Origin of the sequence: Brasilonema sp. UFV-L1, from assembly GCF_012912105.1 — a bacterium.
Classification (GTDB): Bacteria; Cyanobacteriota; Cyanobacteriia; order Cyanobacteriales; family Nostocaceae; genus Brasilonema.
In genome coordinates this window covers 15,878-40,423 of record NZ_QMEA01000013.1, presented here as the reverse complement: position 1 = coordinate 40,423, position 24,546 = coordinate 15,878, and the positions used below count along the sequence as shown (strand labels likewise).

At 43.2% G+C, this 24,546-nt stretch carries 13 protein-coding genes and 3 pseudogenes; 9 read left to right on the top strand and 7 right to left on the bottom strand.

Translation table 11 applies throughout. The annotated features are described in order from the left end of the window. Positions 1–22: 22 nt before the first annotated feature. The 3 genes from DP117_RS06490 to glgP form a co-directional block, all read right to left on the bottom strand. Positions 23–4,801, bottom strand: coding sequence for a type I polyketide synthase (locus DP117_RS06490; protein ID WP_169217510.1), 4,779 nt, complete (start codon positions 4,799–4,801; stop codon positions 23–25). A 1,811-nt stretch (positions 4,802–6,612) separates the two neighbouring features. Further along, positions 6,613–7,512, bottom strand: coding sequence for an SDR family oxidoreductase (locus DP117_RS06480; protein WP_339381024.1), 900 nt, complete (start codon positions 7,510–7,512; stop codon positions 6,613–6,615). Between the two features lie 162 nt (positions 7,513–7,674). Continuing rightward, positions 7,675–9,888, bottom strand: a complete 2,214-nt coding sequence (gene glgP, locus DP117_RS06475; protein WP_169217508.1) for an alpha-glucan family phosphorylase — start codon at positions 9,886–9,888, stop codon at positions 7,675–7,677. 432 nt (positions 9,889–10,320) lie between these two features. Between glgP and DP117_RS36895 the strand changes: the two genes are divergently transcribed. The 4 genes from DP117_RS36895 to DP117_RS06460 all read left to right on the top strand — a co-directional run bounded on the left by DP117_RS36895 (position 10,321) and on the right by DP117_RS06460 (position 14,761). Beyond that, entirely contained in the window at positions 10,321–10,443 is a 123-nt protein-coding gene (locus DP117_RS36895; protein WP_282440258.1) for a hypothetical protein, read from the top strand. A gap of 321 nt (positions 10,444–10,764) precedes the next feature. Then, the gene (locus DP117_RS06470) at positions 10,765–12,597 is read left to right on the top strand and encodes an ABC transporter ATP-binding protein (RefSeq protein WP_169217507.1); all 1,833 of its coding nucleotides are present in this window, start codon (positions 10,765–10,767) and stop codon (positions 12,595–12,597) included. A gap of 60 nt (positions 12,598–12,657) precedes the next feature. Further along, positions 12,658–14,229 carry a metallophosphoesterase gene (locus DP117_RS06465; RefSeq protein ID WP_169217506.1) on the top strand — a complete coding sequence of 524 codons (1,572 nt, stop codon included), beginning with the start codon at positions 12,658–12,660 and terminating at the stop codon, positions 14,227–14,229. A 127-nt stretch (positions 14,230–14,356) separates the two neighbouring features. Further along, positions 14,357–14,761 carry a nuclease A inhibitor family protein gene (locus tag DP117_RS06460; RefSeq protein WP_169217505.1) on the top strand — a complete coding sequence of 135 codons (405 nt, stop codon included), beginning with the start codon at positions 14,357–14,359 and terminating at the stop codon, positions 14,759–14,761. Positions 14,762–15,028: 267 nt separating this feature from the next. On the opposite strand, the pseudogene DP117_RS06455 reads toward DP117_RS06460, so the two are convergent. Then, positions 15,029–15,847, bottom strand: a pseudogene (locus tag DP117_RS06455) (DNA/RNA non-specific endonuclease). A gap of 648 nt (positions 15,848–16,495) precedes the next feature. Here DP117_RS06455 and DP117_RS06450 point away from each other — a divergent pair. Beyond that, positions 16,496–17,290 (top strand): class I SAM-dependent methyltransferase, encoded by a 795-nt coding sequence (locus DP117_RS06450; RefSeq protein WP_169217504.1) that lies wholly within the window; start codon positions 16,496–16,498, stop codon positions 17,288–17,290. Positions 17,291–17,389: 99 nt separating this feature from the next. Here the strand turns inward: DP117_RS06450 and DP117_RS06445 are convergent, their stop codons facing one another. Continuing rightward, positions 17,390–18,139: an FkbM family methyltransferase gene (locus tag DP117_RS06445; RefSeq protein WP_169217503.1), complete on the bottom strand. Its 750-nt coding sequence runs from the start codon at positions 18,137–18,139 to the stop codon at positions 17,390–17,392. A 259-nt stretch (positions 18,140–18,398) separates the two neighbouring features. Beyond that, a complete protein-coding gene (mnmE, locus tag DP117_RS06440; RefSeq protein WP_169217502.1) occupies positions 18,399–19,781 on the bottom strand; it encodes a tRNA uridine-5-carboxymethylaminomethyl(34) synthesis GTPase MnmE in 1,383 nt (460 codons plus the stop codon). A gap of 700 nt (positions 19,782–20,481) precedes the next feature. Between mnmE and DP117_RS06435 the strand changes: the two genes are divergently transcribed. Beyond that, entirely contained in the window at positions 20,482–20,691 is a 210-nt protein-coding gene (locus DP117_RS06435) for a hypothetical protein (protein ID WP_248277552.1), read from the top strand. 89 nt (positions 20,692–20,780) lie between these two features. On the opposite strand, the gene DP117_RS06430 is transcribed toward DP117_RS06435, so the two are convergent. Further along, the gene (locus tag DP117_RS06430; protein WP_169217500.1) at positions 20,781–21,635 is read right to left on the bottom strand and encodes a CAP domain-containing protein; all 855 of its coding nucleotides are present in this window, start codon (positions 21,633–21,635) and stop codon (positions 20,781–20,783) included. Between the two features lie 826 nt (positions 21,636–22,461). Between DP117_RS06430 and DP117_RS06425 the strand changes: the two genes are divergently transcribed. The 3 genes and pseudogenes from DP117_RS06425 to DP117_RS35990 all read left to right on the top strand — a co-directional run. Further along, positions 22,462–23,451 (top strand): aspartate carbamoyltransferase catalytic subunit, encoded by a 990-nt coding sequence (locus tag DP117_RS06425; RefSeq protein ID WP_169217499.1) that lies wholly within the window; start codon positions 22,462–22,464, stop codon positions 23,449–23,451. 210 nt (positions 23,452–23,661) lie between these two features. Continuing rightward, positions 23,662–23,910, top strand: a pseudogene (locus tag DP117_RS36890) (metalloregulator ArsR/SmtB family transcription factor); the annotation flags it as partial. A 180-nt stretch (positions 23,911–24,090) separates the two neighbouring features. Beyond that, positions 24,091–24,522 (top strand): annotated as a pseudogene (locus tag DP117_RS35990) (Clp protease N-terminal domain-containing protein); the annotation flags it as partial. Positions 24,523–24,546: the final 24 nt, after the last annotated feature.

Below are 24,546 nucleotides of genomic sequence, written 5' to 3'. Positions count from 1 at the left end.
ATATTGTGATTTAAATTGTGATTTAAGCTCGGCTGCTGACTGGCTGCCTCATCTCCAAACTTTTTTTTTCAGCCGCCTTTGCCTGCTGTTGCATATAGCTAATAATTTGGCCGAGGGTGCGCAGTTCTGTGAGTTCTTCGGTACTGGTTTTGGGCGCATCAGGGAATTGATCCTGGAGTGCGCCGAAGATTTCCACTCGTTTAATCGAATCAATCCCCAAATCGGCTTCCATATCCATGTCTAGCTCCAGCATTTCCGCAGGATAACCCGTCTTCTGACTGACTACCGCTAGTAGGATTTTGGTCAAAGGATTAGATTCAAGGGAGTCTGATGGTGTGGGGACGAATGTTGCTGTTGCAACAGTCTGTGCTATTATCTCCACACTTTCCTGCACGAGTTGAGTTCCATTTGCATTACTGGTGGATACTCGCTCCGAGCTAGTTTCAATCCGAGTAGTCAGTTGAGTTTCCTGCTCCAACTTCCGCACTTCAGGTGTAGGGCTGATTGGTGTAGGCGGGGCTGAAGGAGTCTGTGGTGCAAGTGACCACATATAGCTAATGATTTGGCCGAGGGTGCGCAGTTCTGTGAGTTCTTCGGTATTAGCTTTAGGCGCATCGGGGAATTGATCCTGAAGTGCGCCGAAGATTTCCACTCGTTTAATTGAATCAATCCCCAGATCCGCTTCCATATCCATGTCTAGCTCCAGCATTTCCGCAGGATAACCCGTCTTCTGACTGACTACCGCTAGTAGCATTTGGGTCAAAGGATTAGACTCAAGGGAGTCGGGTGGTGTAACGGTTACGGCTACTGTTTCCGTGTGCTTTGCAACTGTCACCGAAGTTGCAGGGAGTGGTTTGTTGCCATTGCCATTGCTAGCAACAGGCTGCGGACTGGGAGCGACGGGTGCGGAGATTGCCGGTGCTGCCAAAGTTTCCAAATGCGATTTGCTGCGATTGCCATTGCTAACAACAGGCTGCGGACTGGGGGCGACAGGTGCGGTGAATGCCAGTGCTGCCGGAATTTCCAAATGCGATTTGCTGCCATTGCCATTGCTAGCAACAGGCTGTGGATCGGGGGCGACAGGTGGTGTAGACGTTACTGTTGCTGCTGAATCGCTATGATCTTCTTGAGCTACTGAGTTGTCTTGGGCTAGTTTATAACCATTCGTGGCGACGGGTTCAGGGTGAATGACAGGCTCAGAGATCAGTACAGGTTTTTCAATTGGTAGAGCGACAGAATGATCCTGCGTGTTAGCAACGTTTACTGCTGCCTGAGTTTGCTCCAAACCGTTGTGAGTGGAATTGCCCGTGATCAGCAGGTTGTACTGTTGCTGTATCAGTTGGAAAAAGTTTTTGGCATACTCAGCCTGATGGTTTATGGATTGCTCATGGGCGTGCAGGGTTCCAGCTTGATGATCGTGAAACCGCATTAAGTTACGCTCTAGGCTTTCCAATGCACTTGACCGAGTTTGCGCCGATTGATGAGTATTGTTGCTGTTGAAAAACAACTCATTCTGCTCGTGCATTAGATGAAAGAAGAGTTTGGCATATTCCATCTGATGGTTCAGATACTGTCCATGAATATGCAAAGTTTCGCTTTGATGTTGATTAAACTGCGCAAGGCAATATTCCAAGCTGTCTAGAACGCGTTGGTAGCTCATAGGGGTTTCTGGGATTGGTTGAGTCGGAATGGGTTCAGAAGTAACGGTTACTGAGCGAGCCACGGCTACGGATGACGTAGAGTGAGTGATGAGATCACCCTCAGGTTGAGTTGCGGTTGATTTTTCCGAGGCAATGGGTTCAGGGGAAACTGGCACAGTACTGGTGGTAGCAATGAGCGATACAGAGGAAGTCACGGAGATTTCTTTGGGTTGTTGAGCGGCACTCAACTTAACTTGATGTCCATCCTGCAAGGCTTCCTCGAAAGCCATTCTCGTTTTTTCTGACACATAGTTAGCTCCGTTTAAACGGAACGTTAACCCTTTGGCTTTCTGAACTGAGGGAATTTTTTGCGACTGTTGATAGGGGTCAAGGTTTTTCAACGCTAAACCTGCGACGCGCAACTGTACAACTGCTTCCCGCAATTGGCGATCGCTATCCTTTTGACGACTACCATTTAACGCTACTGTTAAATGTGGGCGATCGCCAAGGCTATCTTTCACTAGGTTGCTCAGAATGCTCCTCGGTCCAAATTCTACAAAGCACGAACCTCCAGCATTATAGATATTTTCAATCTCCTGCTTAAACAAGACTGAGCTGCTTAAATGTTCTTTGAGATTGTTTTGAATCGCTTGGGGTTCACTAGGATAAGACTTGCCAGTCACATTAGTGTAGACTGGAATTTTAGCCCTGTTGAACGCCACGGACTCAACCGCTTGAGCAAAGGGTTTCTGGGCATGGGCAACTAGTGGTGTATGAAAGGCTGCCGAAACAGGTAACCAAACTGTAGAGTACCCTAGATCAGTCAATGTCTGCTGAACTTTGGCAAGTTCCGACTTAAACCCTGCCAACACAACCTGTCTATTAGAGTTGAAATTCGCAATTGTGACTTTGGGAAAATTCTTGATTATGGCTTCAACATGAGTGACATCTCCTGTCACTGCAAGCATGGTTCCCGCATCAATATTGGGATTATCTGGGGTAGCCATAGCTTGACCACGGGCTTTTACCAAGAAGAAGTAATCCTCATCACTGAAAACGCCTGCTGCCCAGAGGGCTGTCAGTTCTCCAAAGCTGTGTCCTGCAACAACATCGGGCTTGAACCCAGCTTGTTGCAGTATCTTGTAAAGACCAACACTAAACACCCCAATCGCTGGTTGAGCATATTCTGTACGCTGCAATGCCTTGACTTGAGCATCTTTTTGTGCATCATCGAATACAGGGGCAGGGAAAACGATTTCTGAGAGTGGCTTCAAATCGTCTTTGGTCAACAGACTATCCATGTGAGTATAAGCCTGGTGGAGACTGGGGAAATTAATCGCTAATTCCCGACCCATTTCTAGATACTGAGACCCTTGCCCAGAAAACAGAGCAACGACTTTTCCCTCAAGCGCCATGCCAGATTGTCGATAGTAAATCCCTTGAGGATGCTCCCACGATGAACTTTGCTGATTGTTCAGCATGCTGATCGTGGCTTGCAACAAGTTGCAGGCTTCTTTTAGAGAATCGGCGACAAATCCAACTCTGGCCGACGTGACAGGAATTTCTAATGATTTAGACTGATCAATCAGTTGCGCAAAGTGCCGTTCTCCAGCGTCCGATTGGAGTTGATGGAGTACATCTTGACACTGAACTAATAATTGTATGGGTGTTGGCGCATGTAAAAGCACCGGTGAAGGGGTGTTATGTAAACGATAAGCTTGATTGTGTTTCCCTTGATATTCTTCTAAAACAACGTGATAATTCGTGCCACCAAATCCAAAAGAACTAACTCCTGCCCGCCTTGGTGTTTCTCCATCTGCATGAAGCCAGGGTCGAGTTTCTGTATTTAAATAAAATGGCGAGGTTTCAATGTTTAATTTAGGGTTTGGTTTAGTGATGTTAATGGTAGGTGGTAATATCTTGTGGTGTAGAGCCAGAGCCGTTTTGATTAAGCTTGCTGCACCAGCTGCTGCTTTGGTGTGTCCAATCTGGGATTTTATACTACCAAGGGCGATGTGTTGTGTTTTTGAAGTATTTTCGCCAAAAAATTGCTTCAAAGCTGTAAACTCAGCTGGGTCTCCAGCCATCGTACCTGTTCCGTGGGCTTCAACCAGACCGACACTTGCTGGTGAAACGCCTGCATCTTCATAAGCACGTTGTAGCGCTTTGACTTGACCTTCGGCACGAGGAGCATAGATACTCTTGTACCTGCCATCACTGGATGTACCAAGTCCTTTGATGACGGCGTAGATTTTGTCGTTGTCTCGCTCAGCATCTTCGAGACGCTTGAGCACCACCATGCCAATCCCCTCACCCACTATCATTCCATCTGCATCAATGTCAAACGGTCTGCTTTGCTGTTTTCTGGAGAGAGCAGGCGTTTTGCTAAAGCACAGATAAGTCATGATGCTGTTGTCGGTATCAACACCTCCAGTAATCATCATGTCGCACCGATGCTCGACCAACTCACTGATTGCCATCTTTAAAGCAGCTAAAGAACTGGCACAGGCGGCATCAACCGTGCAGTTAGTTCCTCCTAAATCTAGGCGATTAGCAATTCGTCCGGTAATTACGTTGGAGAGCAAGCCTGGGAATGAGTTCTCTTCCCATTCCACATAGGCGGATTTTATTTTCTCAATAATCTTTTGCGTATCTTCTTCGGACAGTCCACTACTTTTAAGAACTTTTTCCCAAATAGGATACTGTATCCTCGCACTCAAGGGCATGCTCAGCGGCTTTCCAGCAGCTGCTCCCAAAATGATTCCAACCCGCTCTCGATTCAACTGCCGCTCTTGTCCGTAACCCGCATCTTCTATTGCTTGTTTAGCAACTACTAGCGATAGCAGTTGTGAGGTATCAGTTGCTTCGAGGAGATTAGGGGGAAGCCCAAATTCCATCGGGTTAAATTCAATTTCTGGGATGAATCCGCCCTTTTTACAATAGGTCTTGTCACGGGCTTTGGGGTCTGGATCGTAGTAAGCCTCTACGTCCCAGTAGGATGATGGTACATCAGTAATACAATCAACTTTGTTAACAATTTTTTCCCAGTATTCCTGTACATTCCTAGATTGCGGAAATATAGAAGCCATACCGACAATGGCTACAGGAATTCGTCGCAGCTGCGTATTAATGTTGCTGTTTTCTAGCGATTTATTATACATTACTTCCCGTGTTGGAATGGTTACAAACGCTCGGAATTCGGAAGTTGGTGAAATATACACCGATGCGTAGGGGGAAATAGGGAACACACATGACGTCAAAGTCTTAACATTTCTAACGCTTTTTATGGAACCGAGCAAGGGAGGGTTACATAAAAAGCAGTGGAATTTTTGATCCAGTGCGCCGCGCTCACGCAACGCGAACGACGTGCCTCAAAATTATCTATGCCTTGCAACAATACCTAGACTGCTATACAAAACTTGACCAAACTTTTTTAAAGCTAGCCATTCAACTAAAGTTTCCTTTAGAGGGTCTGCTTCTTGCTTCTACGCCAGTCGCCTCAACGGGGGGAACCCCCGCACGGCGCTGGCTCACCAAGGGAGTCGGCTCCTTCTTGTCCACAAGCGTAAATTCGGGTGTAGCCCACCCTAATCGAGAGTGAATTTTATTTGAAGCTTTTAGCCATTTGTCACCCGTTATTTTCAGCTAATTTAACAAAAGTGGATTCCCATTTGACCTTTTTACAGGCTAGCTAGTTTTGACTCGACTGTGGTTTACAAACCAGATAGTTTTTAGCCGCCTTTTTCGGCATTCTTTTCATAATACCACCAAGGATAGTTAACTTTACTAGTTAACTATGATTATCTTTAGTGAAGGAATTCACTACTAAGTCCAACTCTTCAGCTTCGCCAGTCACTCACGGCAAGAACCTTGCCGGAGTATGCTGACTCACCAAATAACTGCTCTAATACAACTAAATATTGAGTCTAAGAGGAGGATGTTTTATCAACTTTTCACTGCATTGTAACAGTCAGTTTGCGTGCGCCACACGGTGCAACTCAAACCATTCAAGATTTGGTTTTCGCTTTCCTTGGTACCCAAGAAAGATTTTACCCACACAAGCTTTTCCTGTTTGGAACCCCTTATCTTTAGTTGTTTTCAAGGTGCGATACCTTTCGGTTTTGGGTTTTTAAAGTGGTTAAATACCCTAGCCACTCAAATTAGGTTGAATACTCTAGCCACTCAAATTAATATGCCACAATCATACATATTTTGAAATACCTCAACCAGGACTTTACATAATTTTTATATTGATGCAAGGAGAGAAAAAAGATTTGTCAAAGAATATTAAGAGCAAGCTGATAAGCGGTTAGACATTTAACTTACAATGACAGTGTTTTCCTTATTTTGAATCTTGCTATTCCATTAACTTTTCTTGAAAGGTTGAGTTCTTTTTCGATTCTTGTTTGTTTTTTAAGGTATATTCTGCTTAGTTCTCAGCGTTTTTTTTTGTTCTAATATCCTCCTGACTTGCTTGCCTATTAACTTAATTCCAGTTTGTTGTGCTGTGTATGTTGCTAATTGCTCAAGAGTCCATCTTCGGAATTCATATCCAAATCCTGATGGTTTCTTTGCAACCACTTCTAACAGACGCTCCAGAACTGCCTCACTTTACGGTGATTTTCTTGCTCTGGCTTATCTTTTAAACTTTCTAGATTTTTAGATGCAGTCTTTATTGAATTTCTATCTTACACAAATTCAAGGTCAATAAACTTACTAAATCAAGTTTTCAAAACAAAAAAATCGGGGGAGCATCCCAGTTTTTATTTAGTGAGTAAAGATTAATCAAATAAGATAGGCACATTTTTTTGTAAATACGTCATATGGCAGAAAAAGTAGGCACATTTTTTTTGTAAATACGTCATATGGCAGAAAAACTCCATTCGTGATCAGTTAACACAACATCGCTTTTCTCTGTGAGGACTTTTGCTCAAAAGTGGTGATATGAGTTCAAAATCATGTGCTGTAAATATTACAAAGGATTTTCCGGTAAACCAAAGTATTGAAGAATCAATTTATCAAGCAGGCGAGTGGGGAGAATTTTGGAGAGCCAAATATTGATTTGGGCATCCAATCCTACTACATAACGAGATTTTGGTTTTTTAGCACTCAGCGCCTGGACAACTGCTTTGGCAACGACTTCCGCAGAACTACCATTTTTCCTTAACTTACTTACTGCGTGAATGGTAGCAGATAAGGCTGATGAGTATAAGTTGTGCGCCTGAGGCGGCAATTTACTCCAAATATCTTCGCTTAAGGCTATGGACTTATCCCAAATGGGCGTTGTGATAATGCCTGGTTGAATCATACATACCTCAATACTCCAAGGTCGCAACTCCATACGAAGCGCGTCTGTAAGTGCTTCCAATGCAAATTTCGAGGCGCAATAAGGACCGCGTAAAGGTGTAGAAATCTTGCCCAAGTCGGAACCAATGTTGATAACACGACCTTGAGCGTTTCTTAAAAGTGGTAAAAATGCCTGCGTGACGGCTATCTGTCCGATGACGTTCACTTCAAGTTGTTTTCTAAGATCAGCCACAGGAAGAAATTCGAGTGGACCTGCGACGGTTATACCAGCATTGTTGACTAAACCAACAAGACCAACAGTGTTCAAAGCTGCACTCACAGTGCTTGCAGCTGCAATAATCGATGCTTCATCTGTGACATCTAACAAAAGCGGTGTCAATCTTGCTGAGGTTTTGCGTCTTAACTGCTCACCATCAGTATTCTTGCGTATACCAGCAAATACCTGATATCCGAGTTTATCTAAGCAAATAGCACTGGCTTCACCGATTCCACTTGATGCGCCAGTGATGACCACTGCTCCGAGAGTTTGCTTGCCTGATATCTTGCGTCCATCCGTAGAAATCACGATTAAGCAAAAAGCTCCGAATAAATTTACACTTTAATTATAGGCATCTTTTGGAATTTCAAGCACTTTTTGCTTCATGCTGAGTGCTTAAATATATTTAAAGCAAAGAAAAAGGCAGGTTGAAAACCTGCCTCAATGCTGAACCAAGAAACCTAAAATTCTTTACACCAGAACCTTCGCTAAAATCGGTTCTACACGAGTGGCAATTTCTGGGACGTATACCTGCGAAACGTAGTCGGCAATCATCCTATCTGTGTTGAACAGTGGTGCATTCGTCTTAATTGATGCCTTCATCATTTGCACCCAGCGGTGAGGAGTGCCGTTTGCATCTTGGTCGTAGTACAAGGGCACTATTTGCTCTTCCAAAAGCTTATATAGTGACTCCGCATCTATACTATCTTGTAAATCTTGATCGCTGGTGTGAGCATCTTCACCAATTGCCCACCCATTTATCCCTTGACCATTTGCATCTGCTTTGTATCCTTCACACCACCAGCCATCCAGGACGCTACAATTAATTCCACCGTTAAAGCAGACTTTTTGCCCACTTGTACCAGATGCTTCTAAGGGGCGACGGGGGTTGTTCAACCAAACATCAACACCTTGGACGAGTTTTTGACCAACGTAGATGTCGTAGTCTTCGATAAAGGCAACTCGATGCTGAATTGCTGAATGCTGACACCATTCCATCAAGCGTTGAATAATTCGTTTGCCTTCTTCATCCGCTGGGTGAGCTTTACCTGCGAAGATAATTTGTACGGGACGTTCTGCATTACCAAATATTCTAATTGCCCGTTCGGCGTCACGCAAAAGCAGATGACCACGCTTATATGGGCTAAAGCGTCTGGCAAATCCGATAGTCAGCACTTTGGGATCAAGCAGTGTTTCTGCCGCCTGAATTTTCTGGTATTCTTCACCGCGTTGTTCCCGTGCTTTTTTCACTTTATACCGAGTATAGGCAATGAGTCTTTCTTTTAAGACGAGGTGTCGCCACCAGAGTTCCTCATCCGGAATATTATCTACTTTCTCCCACGTCTTCGGGTCAATGACGCGAGTTTTCCAATCATCGCCTAGATATTGGGCGTACAATTCTGCCATTAAGGGAGCAGTCCAAGTAGGTGCATGGACACCATTGGTAATGTAACCGATGGGGACTTTATCTTCAGAACGTTGTGGATACAAAATTGTCCACATTTTACGAGAAACATGACCGTGCAATTCACTCACACCATTAGCAGCACGACACATCCGCAGTGCCAAAACTGTCATACCAAAAGGTTCCCAAGGATCGCCCAGTCGGCGTGCGCCTAATGCTAAGAATTGCTCGCGGGATAGGCGTAGCTTTGTCCAGTAATGAGCAAAGAACGAGTCTATCAAGTCAGGCGAGAAGACATCGTGACCTGCGGGAACCGGTGTATGAGTGGTGAACACACAACGATTTCGCACATCGGCTTCAATGTCGTAGAAGGATTTGCCTGTGCGCTCAATTTCTTGTCGTGCAACTTCTAGAGTGGAGAATGCAGCATGACCTTCGTTGAGGTGATGGACAGAAGGCTGAATCCCCAAGGCTGTTAGGGCTTTCACACCACCAATTCCCAAGACGACTTCTTGGGCAATGCGAGTTTCTTGGTTACCACCGTAAAGGTGTCCAGTTAGCCAGCGGTCAATGGGATCATTATCGTGGCGATCGCTATCCAATAAATAAAGACTCACTCGTCCCACTTGGACTCGCCAAATTTGCACTCTCACTAGTCGTTGGCGAACTTGTATCTCTATCGTGACTGGTTCCCCTTGCTGATTTCTCATTAACTCTAGAGGCATTTGGGAAAAGGGGTTGTCAACGTAGTAATCTTCTTGCCAACCGCCACGATTTAACCTTTGCCGAAAGTAACCTTGGCGATACAACAAGCCCACACCAACCATTGGGACTCCCAAATCTGATGCTGACTTCAAGTGGTCACCTGCAAGAATCCCTAAACCACCAGAGTAGACAGCCAGAGATTCATGTATGCCAAACTCAGCACAAAAGTAAGCAATAGGGTGTTCTTGAGTAATTTGTGGTGCAACTCGACTCACCCAAGTGTCTTTTGTGCTCATGTATTCGTCAAACTCACGCACGAGTGACCCTATTTGCTTGAGATAAAACGGGTCTTCAGCAAGCTGTGTGAGACGTTCGTATGTCGCTGACTGTAACATTTCCACTGGATTATGCCCGCAGCGTTCCCATGCTTGGGGGTCGATGGTTTGGAACAACGCTACGCGATCGCTCGTCCAACTCCACCAATAGTTGTAAGCCAAAGATGCCAAGCGCTTGAGTGGAAAAGGTAATTTCTCACCCAATGCTTGCACTGCGGTATTTGCACTGCTGATATTCATAAAATTCTAGGCTCTGTGTTTGTTTTTTTCTTTTGCCCTCAAAACCTGCTTCTGCGTCATTGCTCCTTTTTGGTTCTTGCGCTTTTTTCTGTCTGGGAATCATCCTCTTAAGGGTGGTGCAGTTTTGAGACGGTCTTTATTTTTCCAGACTTATTCCAAATCATCCTTCTTTTTTGCTGATTTTGACAACTTTCTCTGCATCAAATTAATTGACGTTCTTTTAATTTAGTTTTTATCTTGTAATATTTTCTTAATAATTTATCCAAAAAAGACACCTATGCTGAAGAGCGAATCTGTTCGCAGCGAATGCGAGTGCGTACCTGGAGGGCATATAGACCAATACGGTTCAGTTAAGAATTTTTAGTGAAATTTGATGATGTGTAGAGACGTTGCATCCGAGCGTTCGTACATTGCCAGGATGACAATGTGACAATGGTTTTGGTCTTATCTGAACCGTATTGGCATATAGACAAAGTGAAACGTAACGAGCAACAGCCAAGCAGTTCTAGAGCACGGGGAGAGAAAAAAGGTTTAACAGCAACCTTATTGCAGTAAAAAAGACGCACGGATATTGTGTATCGGCTGCCTTGAAGCTACTGCACAAGTGTTAGCAAAGCATATTGAATCACAAGAAGAAATTTTTACCATTATTCAAGAAATTCGAGCCGAGACAATTAGTTAATTCTGGTTTGTTGAAGAAGTTTTTAGTTATCTTGCTCTAAATTCTGTATCTTCCGCAGGATGCCAGCAGTATCTTTTTAGGGTATGCGCGTCTTCGGTAGGGCGATAGCTAGCCCCTTAGGGGGCGCTGCGCAAACGCTTGCGCTCCTTTGCAGATCGCTGCAATCAGGGGCATTTTTACATTATAAAAAGAATATGAGGATACGTAAAAAACGCAACGCCCTGCGCCAATCTCTTGCTGTCTTTCGATACAGTGGACGAGCTATTAGCTTAGTATGGACGACTAGCCGCCCCCTGACTATTATCTTTGCGAGTTTAACTTTGGTGGCTGGTCTTTTACCAGCAGCTATAGCCTATATAGGTAAGTTAATTGTTGATGCTGTTATTATTGCTTCTCAAAGCGATGCATATAATAATATTTTTGTCAACAACTATCGTCCCTTGATGTATGTGGGATTAGAGGCGATCGCCGTAGCTTTACTAACGCTGAGTCAGCGAGGACTTACAGTTTGCCAATCATTGCTACGGATGCAACTTGGTCAACGAGTTAACATTCTCATCCTAGAAAAAGCGCTGACACTCGACCTCACACAGTTTGAGGACTCAGAGTTTTATGACAAATTGACTAATGCACGGCGAGAAGCATCAATTCGTCCCTTGTCTTTAGTCAACCGCACCTTTGGCTTAGTACAAAACGCCTTATCACTTGTGACTTATGGTGTTTTGCTGGTAAAGTTTTCATTTTGGGCGGTGGTGGTACTTATTTTAGCAGCGATGCCTGCATTCTTTGCCGAAACGAAATTTGCAGGAGAAGCTTTTCGCCTATTTAGTTGGCGTGCGCCGGAAACGCGCCAACAGCATTACCTAGAAACGCTGCTTGCGAGAGAAGACTTTGCTAAGGAAGTGAAACTCTACCAACTAGGGGATATGTTGCTGCAACGTTACCACAGTTTATTCAATAGACTTTATGACGAAGACCGCAACTTGACACTACGGCGAGGACGGTGGGGTTATCTGCTGAATTTGTTGAGTACTGTAGCTTTTTACATGGCTTATGCCTGGATTGTGGTGGAGACAGTGGCGCGGAGAATTTCCTTGGGAGATATGACTATGTATCTGACTGTATTTCGCCAAGGACAATTAACATTTTCCAATGCCTTAACTTCCATCGGGGGGATGTATGAGGATAACTTGTATCTTTCTAATCTTTATGAGTTTCTAGAAGAGGAAGTTCCAAAACCGCAGGGTAAAGCGACCAAAGGTTTGAAACCCAAAGATGGAGTCCGCTTTGAAAATGTATCATTTACTTATCCAGGAAATTTGCAACCAGCGTTGAAAAATATTTCACTTCACCTGCAACCTGGAGAGAAATTAGCGATTGTTGGTGAAAATGGTTCTGGCAAGACGACATTAATTAAGCTACTAACTCGACTTTACACCCCAGACTCTGGACGCATATTACTTGATGGTTTGGACTTGCAAGAATGGGATGTGAATGTGCTGCGACGGCGCATCGGGGTTATTTTTCAGAACTTTGTCCGCTACCAATTCACCGTTGGTGAGAATATTGGTGTCGGGGATGTGGACTATATTGAAGATAAAATCCGATGGAAAACTGCGGCTGAAAAAGGCATGGCGCTGCCTTTTATAGAACATTTGCCTGATAACTTTCAGACTCAGCTTGGGAAATGGTTCAGGAGTGGACAAGAACTCTCTGGAGGTCAGTGGCAGAAAATTGCTCTTGCGCGGGCTTTTATGCGAACGAATGCAGATATTTTGGTTTTGGATGAACCAACATCGGCAATGGATCCGCAAGCAGAATTTGATATTTTCAATCACTTTCGCGCTTTGACCAAAAATCAGATGGTATTTTTAATATCTCACCGCTTCTCTACGGTGCGGATGGCTGACAAAATTGTTGTTATTGAAGCTGGGGAAGTTGTGGAACAAGGAACTCATGAGGAGTTGTTACAAGCAGGAAGACGTTATGCAACACTGTTTTCGTTGCAAGCTGCAGGATATCAGTAGAGGAAATTGGGGACTAATGGGACAATAGCTAAATGACTAATAACTCATGAGTATTGACTTATGAAATTCATATTTGATCCACCAATTCCTGTAAAAGTCCAAAAGATGAAGGAACGGGTGCGGTGGGGACATCCGAGTCTCATCCAGCGTGGAATTGACCAAACCAGTATGGTTATAGATGATGGTAACTCGGATAATTCAGAATTCTCTTTTCTAGTCATAGGTGATACTGGCACCACAGAACATCACGGACATCATCCCCAACGGCAAATTACTGAATTGATGCTTGCTCACCGCGAAGAATGTCGTTTTATTCTTCATACAGGTGATGTCATTTATGTGGTGGGGTCTCATGAGTATTACCCAACCAACTTTATTGAACCTTACCGCGAGTTTCTTGTTGGTGGGGAAAACCCTAAATGTATTTCTTATGATCGTATGGTTTTTGACCTGCCAATTCTGCCAGTCATGGGTAATCATGATTACTATGACGTACCGTTGATATATCGTTTGCTTTCCGGAAGCACACGACCACTGCGTCGCCTACTCCGCTACAGAGACGTGGAGATAGGCTGGCATGGATCTTATAAAGGTGACGCTTATGCAAGAGCGTTTCTTGATTATCTTCAAGCAGTGACTTCTGGTGAACAGTTGGAACATCACTTAGACAATCATTACACTGCTAAGACTGACACAGGACGCTGTTTGCGTTATCAACCCGGATGTTTCACCCGCTTACCCAACCGCTACTATACATTTCGTTACGGTGGGATTGACTTTTTTGCCCTCGACTCTAATACTTTTAATGAACCATTACCACTCCCAGCGACAAAAGAGGGAGAAGCCGAACGTCGCAAATTGATTCATCGTCGGCATGAGATAGAGCAAGAGGAAATGCAAATTCTAGAAGCTTGCGACAAACTCAATGCGGAGATACCTGTACAAGCTGAACAACTTGATGCCCTCAAAGCCAAGTTATACCAAATTGATGAGATAAAAATTGATATTGAAAAACAACTTGAATCTCATAAAGTGTCAGCCGTAGACTTTGAACAACTAAACTGGCTCAAGCAAAGACTTATTGAATCTTGGAATACTGAGCAAGTACGCGGACGTATCATTTATTTTCATCATCCTCCTTACGTTACAGAGGCAACGAAGTGGTATCAAGCACAAACGTTAGCAGTTCGCCGTTATCTGCGCTGGGTCTTTGATGAAGTTGCATACACGCTTGGTTCTTTAAGTCAAGGTCGTCCAATAGTTGATTTGATTTTAAATGGTCATGCACACTGTTTGGAGCACCTTCGCACTGTGGATACTGGACACGCTGACTCTTTTATCAACTGCATTATCTCTGGTGGTAGTGGTCATTATCCCCGGCGTCAGCGAAATGAGGGTTCAGAATTGATGGAGACTTTTGAGGAACTTCCAGGAAGTCCTATCCGTAAAGTTGCGGATTCTTTACTTTTTATTGGTCGTCATGGATACGATGTTCAAATGCGGCTACCCTACTCTTGTGTACGTATTGATGTGCGGGATGGTCGCCCACCCAAGTTTATAGTCAGACCCTTTGTGACCGAACGCTTTCGGGGAGAGTGGTGCAATGTGTACTTAGAACCATTTGTGATTTGAACAAGAAAGAACTCAGGAGTCAGAAGTCAGAATATTCTGACAAATGATTCTTATAGTTCCTAGCCCCTGGCTACAAAGCAGGAACCGGGAATACTATTAGATGGTTTTTGTCAAGTTTATAACTACAATGAGTAATTCTTCTGAACAGACTGCTGCAAAACTAAAAGATGCTTGTTCTGGCTTATTTATGCCAAGTGAGTCAGATTACCCTTTTGAGCCTTTCGTATGGTCGTGTACCTCTGAACTCACTCCTGAGAAAATCTTAGAGTTAACAGGTCATCCACAAAACGCGCCAATACAAACGGTTGATATGGATCATCTGTTTGGCAAGCTTGCACAAGAGCAAGAATGGCATGATGACCAACAAAAAGAAAACGTAAGCAAGTATCGTCATCTTGTAGAAGTGCTTCAAAGCAACCTCAGTGACATCCGAGTTTATCGTATTGGCAAAAGAAGTATTGATGTTTACGTGGTTGGTAAAACTGAGTCAGGCGATTTAGCAGGATTAACAACTAAAGTGGTGGAAACCTAAACAGGACTTACGCAAATTTATGAAAAAACGAACCGCGTTAGCGTTTGCGCAGCGCCCCTCTTAGGGGCTAGCGTGTCCGTTAGCGCAGCGTGCCCGCAGGGCATAGGACATAGGACGCAAAGGACACGGAGCGCGCAGCGTGCCCGCAGGGCATAGGAATAAGAGTTTTAGAGAGTTCTTGCATAAGTCCTACTAAACTCTAATCATTATTTAGCGTCTCTAATCACTATTTAGACACGCTAAATAAATTTGATGCAATCATCAAATTTATTGGTTATCGACTCTCGCTTCAATCACAGATTGAATAGAAGAAGAAACATTGGATAAAAGATCATAACCCGTCGCGCTTTCAATTGAATCAACACTCACTCTATATGACCGCCAGTCATCGTATCTAATGCCTTGCTCGTTGGGCATATTGACTGCAATCACACGTGTGGAAGTCGTGACACTACTTGCGTTTCCGGGGCTATCGAGAACTACAATCACTTTCCAGGTTCGGTCTGGGACTGTTACCCGTCCACTCGCAATACTGCTAGCTCCACCATTGGAACCAGTACCACCTGAACCATAACTACCAGAAATAATATATAGCTCTTTTCCCTGATTGACTAAATCTCTGCTGTAATCTTCCAAGTCTGCCCAAGGTCCCTGATTATTATCTGGAGCCTGGGGAATCATATTCGTCATTAAAAATGTTGCAGAGTTGTTAGTGACTGTATCAGTTCGGTCTGCTGAAGGCGTCATGTGCCCTCGGTCAAATCCACTACCTGTGTAATCAGAGGATGTGACTTGATAGCATCCAGAAGGTAAGGAAGTATCTGCACGGAAATCATCTTGTCTTGGAGCACTACCAAGCCAGGAGCTATTGAGTTGCTAACTTACCCAGTTTGGAATACCTCTACTACAGTGGTGTGATGTTGCGTATTGGGTTTTCGTCAATAAATAGTTACTCAAACTGGAAGTACCAGCGCTACTAGGATTGCCCATTCTTAGATGCACACTGGAAGTTTGACTGGAAGTCTGAGCAGGTGCAAATGCAGATGCAAAACAAATCAGAAAAGCTAAATACTTCGCTTTTTTCATGAGTGTTAGATCTATCCGCAAATTAATGGAATTCTCATACAGAATATGTCCTCAAGGTTAATTTCTGGATAAGCCTATAGAACTCAGTGATTACCCATGAGCGAATACTTCCTGTTAACAGTAATTAGACGTGATTAATTAACAACAATTCATGGTTTTTGCTTACGGTCATAACGGCATCTTGTGACAAGCAAAAAGCGGTTATGCCTTTATACAGCAAGCATTACGACGTTTTGGTAATGCTCTGATAATCTGTTAACGAAATGTTAATGTTTTGATAAGGTTATCGCTTTTACACAGCAAGCATTTACGATGCGATTAGCTAAGATTTTTTTGATGAGAGACAAGATAATTTTGTTGCTTTATGCTACGTGTGTTAGATTTTTTACTACTAAAACAGTAAATCTAATGTCTCGCCAGGGCAGTTGTCTTTATGGTAAATAGATGTATATTGCCCATATCACCCAATTGCAAAACGAGCGTCGTTATGACGCTCGCTCTTTGTGGAGTATATCTCCGTGCTTTATTTATAGAGATTAGTTATAAGTTGCTTGTCTAATAATGACTACCATGCTGTGCTCATCGATTTCGGAAAACTGAAGGCAATGTTGAGAAAATAATAGTTAAACAAGTCGAGTAAAAAAAGCTATGTCCATGTTACAACAGATAATTGCTTGTCCTGTTTGTCGCAAAGCAAAAGCCGAAATCCCGCTGCAGTGTGATGGGTGCGTTAACTACTTCAAAAACGAGTTAGCAAAAATGCCTTCGCCTTTGATGGATTTGACTCCCTGGGCTGTACTTGGAACGGTTGAAGAAAACAAGGATAATGCAAAGCCTCTACGCACAGAGTTATTCCGATTTCCTATTATCCCTTTTTTATACGAACGCATCTTACCTCCAATTTGGGCACTTGGATTGCGTAACTTAGGGGGTATTGATACTGAATTTCAGCTAGTTACAGATTTCTTTGGTCAAAATTTGGCGATTGTGGCAGATATCAGTTGCGGTACAGGCATTATGGCACGACGCTTGGCGCTATCTGGGAGGTATAAGCATATCATTGCCTTGGATTATTCAGAGTCAATGCTGGCACAGTTGCAGCAAAAAATGAAACTAGAGGGTATATCACCGTCCCAGATAACTATTATCCGTGCTGATGTGGAAGCGTTACCTTTGGCATCAAATTCTATTGACGCGATATATGCTGGTGCTGCAATGCACTGCTGGAAGAATGCTGTTGAAGGAATTCGCAACATTTACCGAGTCTTGCTTCCTGGTGGTAAGCTATTTGCAACTACTTTTCTTAAACCATTTCCCAGCATTGTGTTTCGGTTTTTCTCACTCCAAGAACTTCAAGATATTATGCTCACAGCAGGTTTCAAGAAAGACAATGTACAGCTTCAATCTCGTGGTTTGTATGCAACCATCTGGTGCATCAAGTAGAAGTCAGGACTTACACGCGATCGCGTAACACCGTCAGCCTAAAGAAATCTACTACTTTTCACCCCAGGGATGAGGACGACAAATTTTTCAATCATGCTCTCAAGCGTCCTGACTTTTGAAGAAAAAGCCATCCATATCAAGAAGTCGCCCCGTATTTATATCGCTAAAAACTGGCAGTATGTGATAAATTTCAAAGTTTTTTTCTTTCATAAAGGCAATAGATTCATTATATAATCTTTGGTTTTTATACAAAGCCTTCAATGATAGTTCCATTTGAACGCCCACAACTTTTTTAAGAGATTCATGAGCTCCTTCTAGAATTTGTTCTTCAAAGCCTTGACAGTCTAACTTTAAAAAAACTTTGGAATTATCTAACTTATTTTCTTCCCAAAAGCTATCTAATGTCTTTAATGGAATCTGGATTTTTTCTTTAATCTCAAAAGCAGGTGCTACACTCCTAGCATATTCGGTAGGCTCCAATATAGAGCTTAAATCAGAAAAATTAGTTAAGTTTATTTGAGTGGTTCCATTTTCAGAGCCTAAAGCAAAATTAAAACCTGACCACTTTGAGTCTTTAGCTCTAGCTTTTTGAAGAGAGCTAAAAACTTCTGGTATTGGTTCTATAGATAAAATACGTCCATCAAAACCTTCTGTTCTAATCTCCGTAGCATATTGACCCAGATTAGCTCCAACATCTATCACTGTATCTACATTATGGTTCTTTAATAATTTGATTAAGAAATTATATTTCCGAGGAGGAAATCTTACGACATCAAATCCCGTCTTGTGAATGAAAGGGCGAAGATTATTAATAGAAAATTCGCGCAATTTATTAACAAAAAAGTTCATATTCTTCAAACAAGAAAGTTTTTTAAAATAGAACAGTAGCAGGCGTTGCTTTTGCTAAAAGTGTTCGTCAGACGTTCGCATAAATATTACAACGAAAAAAGCGCATAAACAACAGTGCATCTGTTTGAGTTTTTTGACACCCTCCACCCGCTACTCAAACATTCAAAATTCAATCCGGGACTGCGTCCCGCTGCGCTAACAAAATTCAAAATTTTCATCCTCCCCAGCTCCCCGAAAGGGCTGACTCGTCTGATGTGGTTTACTTGCCAATACAAAACTTACTAAAAATTCTGTCTAAAACAGACTCTGTAACTTCTTCCCCTGTGATTTCACTTAAAGCATGAATTGCACTTCGTAGGTCAATTGTCCAGAAATCAAGAGGTAATTGTTGAGCAATTGTTAAACACACTTGTTCTAGTGATGTTTTCGCTTTTACCAGTGCGGCTGCTTGTCTTTGGTTAATTGCTAAATCCAAGTCTGCAGCTTGCACTTTGTCTAATTTCACTTTTTCTAAAATCGCAGTTTCTAGAGCATCAATACCTTGATTTTGAGCAGCGACTGTTTTGACAACATGTTTGATATTTGTTGGATACTGCACTTCTTGTTTTGATGCTAAGTCCATTTTATTGAGCACCAAAATTAACGGACGATGTTGCACCTGAGAGTAAATTTCTTGGTCTAGTGCTGTCCAACCTGCTGCTGCGTCAATGGTCAAAAGCACTAAGTCTGCTGCACTGGCTGCACGGCGGGAACGCTCAACCCCTATCTTTTCTACTTGGTCTTGTGTTTGGCGAATTCCTGCTGTGTCTAGTACCTGCACGGGAATTCCACCAACAACGAGCTGCGATTCCACAACATCGCGGGTTGTCCCAGGTAAGTCGGTGACGATCGCTCTGTCACTTCTGCTCCAAGCGTTTAATAAACTTGATTTTCCGACGTTGGGACGTCCGACAATTGCCACTTTCAAACCTGTGCGCAGGAGTTCCCCTTGATCAGCTGTTGCGAGAATGTGGGAAATTTCTGCTGAAATTCTCTCAATTTCTGATATGATGTGTTTATCATCCAGCGGAGCTAAGTCTTCCTCAAAATCTATCCTGGCTTCAATTTCTGCTAAAACATCTAAGGCGATCGCCCGTAGCTGACGAATAGGAGCAGCTAATTTCCCTTGTAAACCAGCGAGTGCGGCTTGTGCAGCTTGAGGCGATCGCGCTCCAACTAAATCAGCAATACTTTCTGCTTGAGTCAAGTCTAGTCGTCCATTCAAAAACGCCCGCAGGGTAAATTCTCCAGGTTGTGCTAACCTTGCGCCATGTTCCAGACACAGTTGTAACACCTGCTGCACCACCACAATTCCACCGTGACAGTGAAATTCTACTACGTCTTCACGGGTGTAAGAACGAGGTGCTTTCATAATCAGCAAAAGTGCTTCATCTACGAGTTGCTGGGTTTGGGGATGGCGGATGTAACCGTAAAGAATGTGGTGAGTTTCCCAGACTTGATGTCCTGGTGCATAGAAAAGAATTTGGGCGATGTGCATTGCTTGTGAACCAGAGACGCGCACAATTCCAACACTACCTTGTTGAGGAACAACAGCAGTGGCGATCGCGGCGATGGTTCCAGTGGTAGCAAAAATTTCTGACATCTGCGCCCTTTTAAGAAAGATATATTTGAATCCCTTCTCGATTGTAGAGACTGCTGCGTATGATTCGTCTAGAGCAGAATTTTAGAAATGTTGCATACAAGGTTACAGAAGGCAGTCACAAGGTTAAGATTTACTAAAGTAACACAAGTCTTTTTACTTGACAGTAGGAACTCCTGTCAGTCAACACCCCTGCCTGAAGGTGAGGGGCTTCTAGCCTCAAACTTTTAGGATTAGTTGACCAGACTAAGTACCTTGTGTACTACGTTAACGGCAAGTGTTTAAGTTCCTACCTTGGAATACGTTAGCGCAGCGTGCCGTTAGGCATAGCTAGTTCCAAGCTCTAGAAATCAAGGATTAAACAGATTTAGAGGGTTAAGTCAGTGTCTTTGATATAGTACCGACCGTTAACTTTGTCGTTCGCGCAGCGTGTCCCCTTGGGACTCAGCTAACATTACTCCCGCAAAGGAAGGCTCTACAGAGCAAAACCGTTATGCGTACAGGGGAGCCAGTACTGCAGGAGGGTTTCCCGACAGAGGTATCTGGCGTTGAACAATTTGAAATGGTAACTGTCCCATTGAAAGTACATTACAAAAGTACACCAAATCCAGTAACCCCAAGGCGGTAATGGTTCAAAAATATAAAGCCGTCCTAGAAGGACGGGGTTTGGGACCCATAATTTTCGATGATTGCTGTTCTCAAAATGACCAATGAGGAGGTTTGCGTGGAAGAGGATAAGGTAAATAATCCAGAAAGCAAAACCAACGACAGTGCTTCCGATGAAAAATCGCACGTAGATGCTGCATCAAAGTTTATTCAAGAGACTTCTTTGGAAAAAATGCATGAAATAGCTGAAGCAGCACGACTGAAAAAACTTATGGAACCTCCAAAGTGGGTCTATCCTAGCGAATGATAAACTTTTTTCACTAAGTTTCACATGATGTTAGTGGCACGACATACCGTCGTGCCACACACTAGGTGAGTGTTAAGAGCGAAGTGGCTTTACACGAAAGTGTTTTGTGTTTCTGTCATCAAAGCATTAGGATTAACCTCTTTGAGCTGCGCTAACCAAGTTCCCGTATTGCTGTCCCCTATCATGGTGTAGTTGTCTGTTTGCTGTGCTACTAATGTCCCAAGAATTATGCTGCAATCAATAACAGCTTTGTCTTCGCTAAATTGAAGGTTGTTATTAAGCCAGGCAAAGCTTTCATCTTGACTAACTAGGAAAGTATCATCATTTGGAGTGCTTGAGAGCGTATCGTTCCCCATACCACCATTGAGTAGCCAGTCATCACCAGTTTCTTTACCAATGTCGTCAGAAATCGATTGAGATGTGGGTTCAGAAACAGAGTCTGAAGAATAAACACTGTTGAGTGTGATTGTCCCTGTGGGGGTAGATTGCGGGGCAGAGGTTGAGTTGGATGCAGTCCCTGAGTTAGATGTAGAGTTTGGTATGTTGGTCATGGAATTTGTATCACCACTACCAAAGTTCTGAACCCAATAGTTGTTATGAAAACCAACGCCTAGCTCAGTATATCCGGAGTTGAGGATATTAGCTCGGTGTCCAGAACTATTCATCCAATCTTGAACAACCTGTTGAGGCGTTGTTTGACCTAGAGCTATATTCTCTCCCATCATTCTAGCTTCGTAGCCTACTGTCTTGGCTCGATCCCAGGCTTGAGAGCCATCGGCTCCTGTGTGACTTAAGACACCACGTTGTGACATGTCTTCAGCATATTTGTCAGCAGTATAGTTCAGTTCATCATTGGCTTTTAGAGGTGAAAGACCATTCTTAGCTCGTTCTTGGTTAGTTAGTTCTAAGACTTGCTGCTCGAATGTTGTGTTGTTTGATAGCATCAATCTATCCTCGTAAAGATTTGTTTACATGAACTTAGGAGGAGCAGTAATTCTACTGTCACTTTTGGTAGAAGCAAACCTGACGAGGGTTAAGTCAACAATGAAAATCTCTGACGAGACAAAGTACACATCACACAATAGTTCCAAGTCGCATAGACAGATGTCATTCAGCGACTAATCTACTCAATGTGATTGGGATTTGGTAAACTACAACACCTTTGATCTCGTAGTAAACCGCATTTACTTTCAAAAGCGTACATCAGCTTGAGTAAATTTTGTACACAAAAAATCTAAAAACGAGGAGGTTTGCGTAGAAGAGGATAAGGTAAATCATCCGCAAACCAAAGCGACGACAGCACTCTAGAGGAAAATCTCATTTGTTGTTTTAGCCGAACTTTAGAACTGCTATATTACTGTACGCTCGTTTTTAAGCTCCAGGGGATGAGTTAAATTGGCTTATGACTTAAAATCAAGGAGTTATTAGGGTAGATAAGTATTTTGATAGATATCAGGTGAGATAATTCCTGATGTATATGTAAATTAAAAAACTGTAGAAATGCGATAAAATAAGCCCCACTGAAACTAATGAAGTGGGAACTAACTCGCAAGTAGCCTCCAAAGGCGGTATCAGTGCAATACAACTCGGGTGAGCGCATTTTTAACTCAAAATTTGGCTTGGGGTAAAGGATAAGGGTTAAAGATTTTTCTTTCCCTTTTCTCCTACCTCTAATCCCCTTAACCGAGAAGTATTGGGTATCAGTGTGCATCGAAGCTTCCCCTGCAGTGCGCTGTAGACGTGTCTTTCTGTCAAAAATCCTAGCTATTTATGTCTAATACTACCTGGACTCGTCACCACATTCTTTCCCTCGCTGACTTCACAACCGCTGAGTATGATACCGTTTTGCAAACAGCTGCTAGTTTTCAAGAAGTGCTATCACGGCGGACGAAGAAAGTCCCAACCTTGCAGGGACAAGTTGTGGCGAATTTATTTTTTGAACCATCGACTCGCACTCGCAGCAGTTTTGAACTAGCTGCTAAGCGACTTTCGGCGGATACACTCAACTTTGCCTCAGCAACCTCGTCAATCACAAAAGGAGAGACGATTCTCGACACGGCAAAAACTTACTTGGCAATGGGAACTGATATTATGGTGATTCGCCATCGGGAGGCTGGAGTTCCTGTGGCGATCGCCCAAGAAATGGATCGCCTCGGTGTAAAAGTCAGTGTTCTCAATGCTGGTGATGGTCAACACGAGCATCCTTCCCAAGCTCTGTTGGACTTATTTACGATTTGTACACTGCTTGACCCCGATCTTCCCCGAGTCGAGCTTTTAAAAGAAAAAAAGATAGCTATTGTTGGGGATATTCTCCATTCGCGGGTAGCACGCTCAAATATTTGGAGTTTAACAGCAAGTGGTGCTCATGTACATCTAGCTGCACCACCCACCCTCTTACCTAAATTATTTCTAGATTACGCCAACGACAAACCAGGAAAACTGTTTCTCCACTGGGAATTAGAACCAGCTTTGCAAGATGCAGATTTTGTGATGACTTTACGCTTGCAAAAAGAACGAATGAGTGCTCATTTATTGCCTTCTTTGCGAGAATATCACCAGATGTTTGGGATGACACACTCAAGGCTACAACTGTGCCAGCCAGGTGTCAAAGTTTTGCACCCTGGTCCAGTTAACCGTGGTGTCGAAATTAGCTCAGAAGTCATGGATGACCCTGAATTTAGCCTCATTCAATCTCAAGTCACCAGTGGTGTTGCTGTTCGTATGGCGCTACTGTATTTGCTAGGGAGTGGTAAGGCATAAGCAATTCAAAATTCGCAATCCGGAGAAATTCAAAAGGCATAGGAGGAGACGACGATATCAGCAATTCATTCGTTCAAAAGGAAGAAATTTAGTTCTAGCAAGCATTCTGCTTGTGAACTGTATACAGTTCTTTTGATGTGACAACTTCATTCATCACTCATGACTAAATATTAGTGTTGACATTTTCTATATTTCGATTATTCTAGAAATATGCCTAATGAAGAAACGGCTCGGTATGCAGATATGTTTGCTGCACTCGGGGCGGAGTCACGGCTTGAAATTATGCGGCTGCTGTTTGCGGCTTATCCAGAAGGGATGACAGTGGGTGAGATTCAGGAAAAGCTCAAAATCCCGAACTCAACCCTGTCGCACCATTTGGAGAAGTTGCGGAACGAGGGTTTAGTGAACAGCCGCAAAGATAAGCAATTTCTGTGGTACTCAGCGAATGCCCAGACGATGGAGGATTTGCTGGCTTTTTTGACGACAGGCAGAAGTAGACGCGAAGGGGATAATCGCGTCTCCAACGAACACACCCTTGAACACGCTAACAATACTCCTACACAGGAGGGGTTTATGTTTGAGAAATTTTTTGAGTCTATTTTTCAGAAACTATTTGGATCTTTTTCTGACAGATTCCATCTGAGAGGTTTTGAAAGATTCACCCAAAAAGCAGTTAACGCGATTAATTTAGCTCAGGGTGAATCGCGCCGTTTGGGGCATAATTTTGTTGGGACAGAACAAATCTTACTAGGACTTCTTGGTGAAGGAAGTGGGATAGGATGGCAGTTTCTTAATTCTGTAGGAGTGAACTTAGAAAATGCACAGATTGAAGTCGAAAAAATTATTGGTAGAGGAAAAGGTAATACAGCTATAGATATTCCCTTCACTCCCAGAGCCAAACGGGTGTTAGAACTAGCAGTAGAGGATGCTCGATATCTAAATGTAAACTACGTTAGTACCGAGCATTTACTATTAGGCATTCTCCATGAAGGAGGGGGAGTCGCAATTCGGGTTCTGAAAAACCTTGGAGTAGATTTAGCTTCTTTAGAACAGCGATTGCGAAGAGCTTTGACTTAGCTTTAACTTAATGAATCC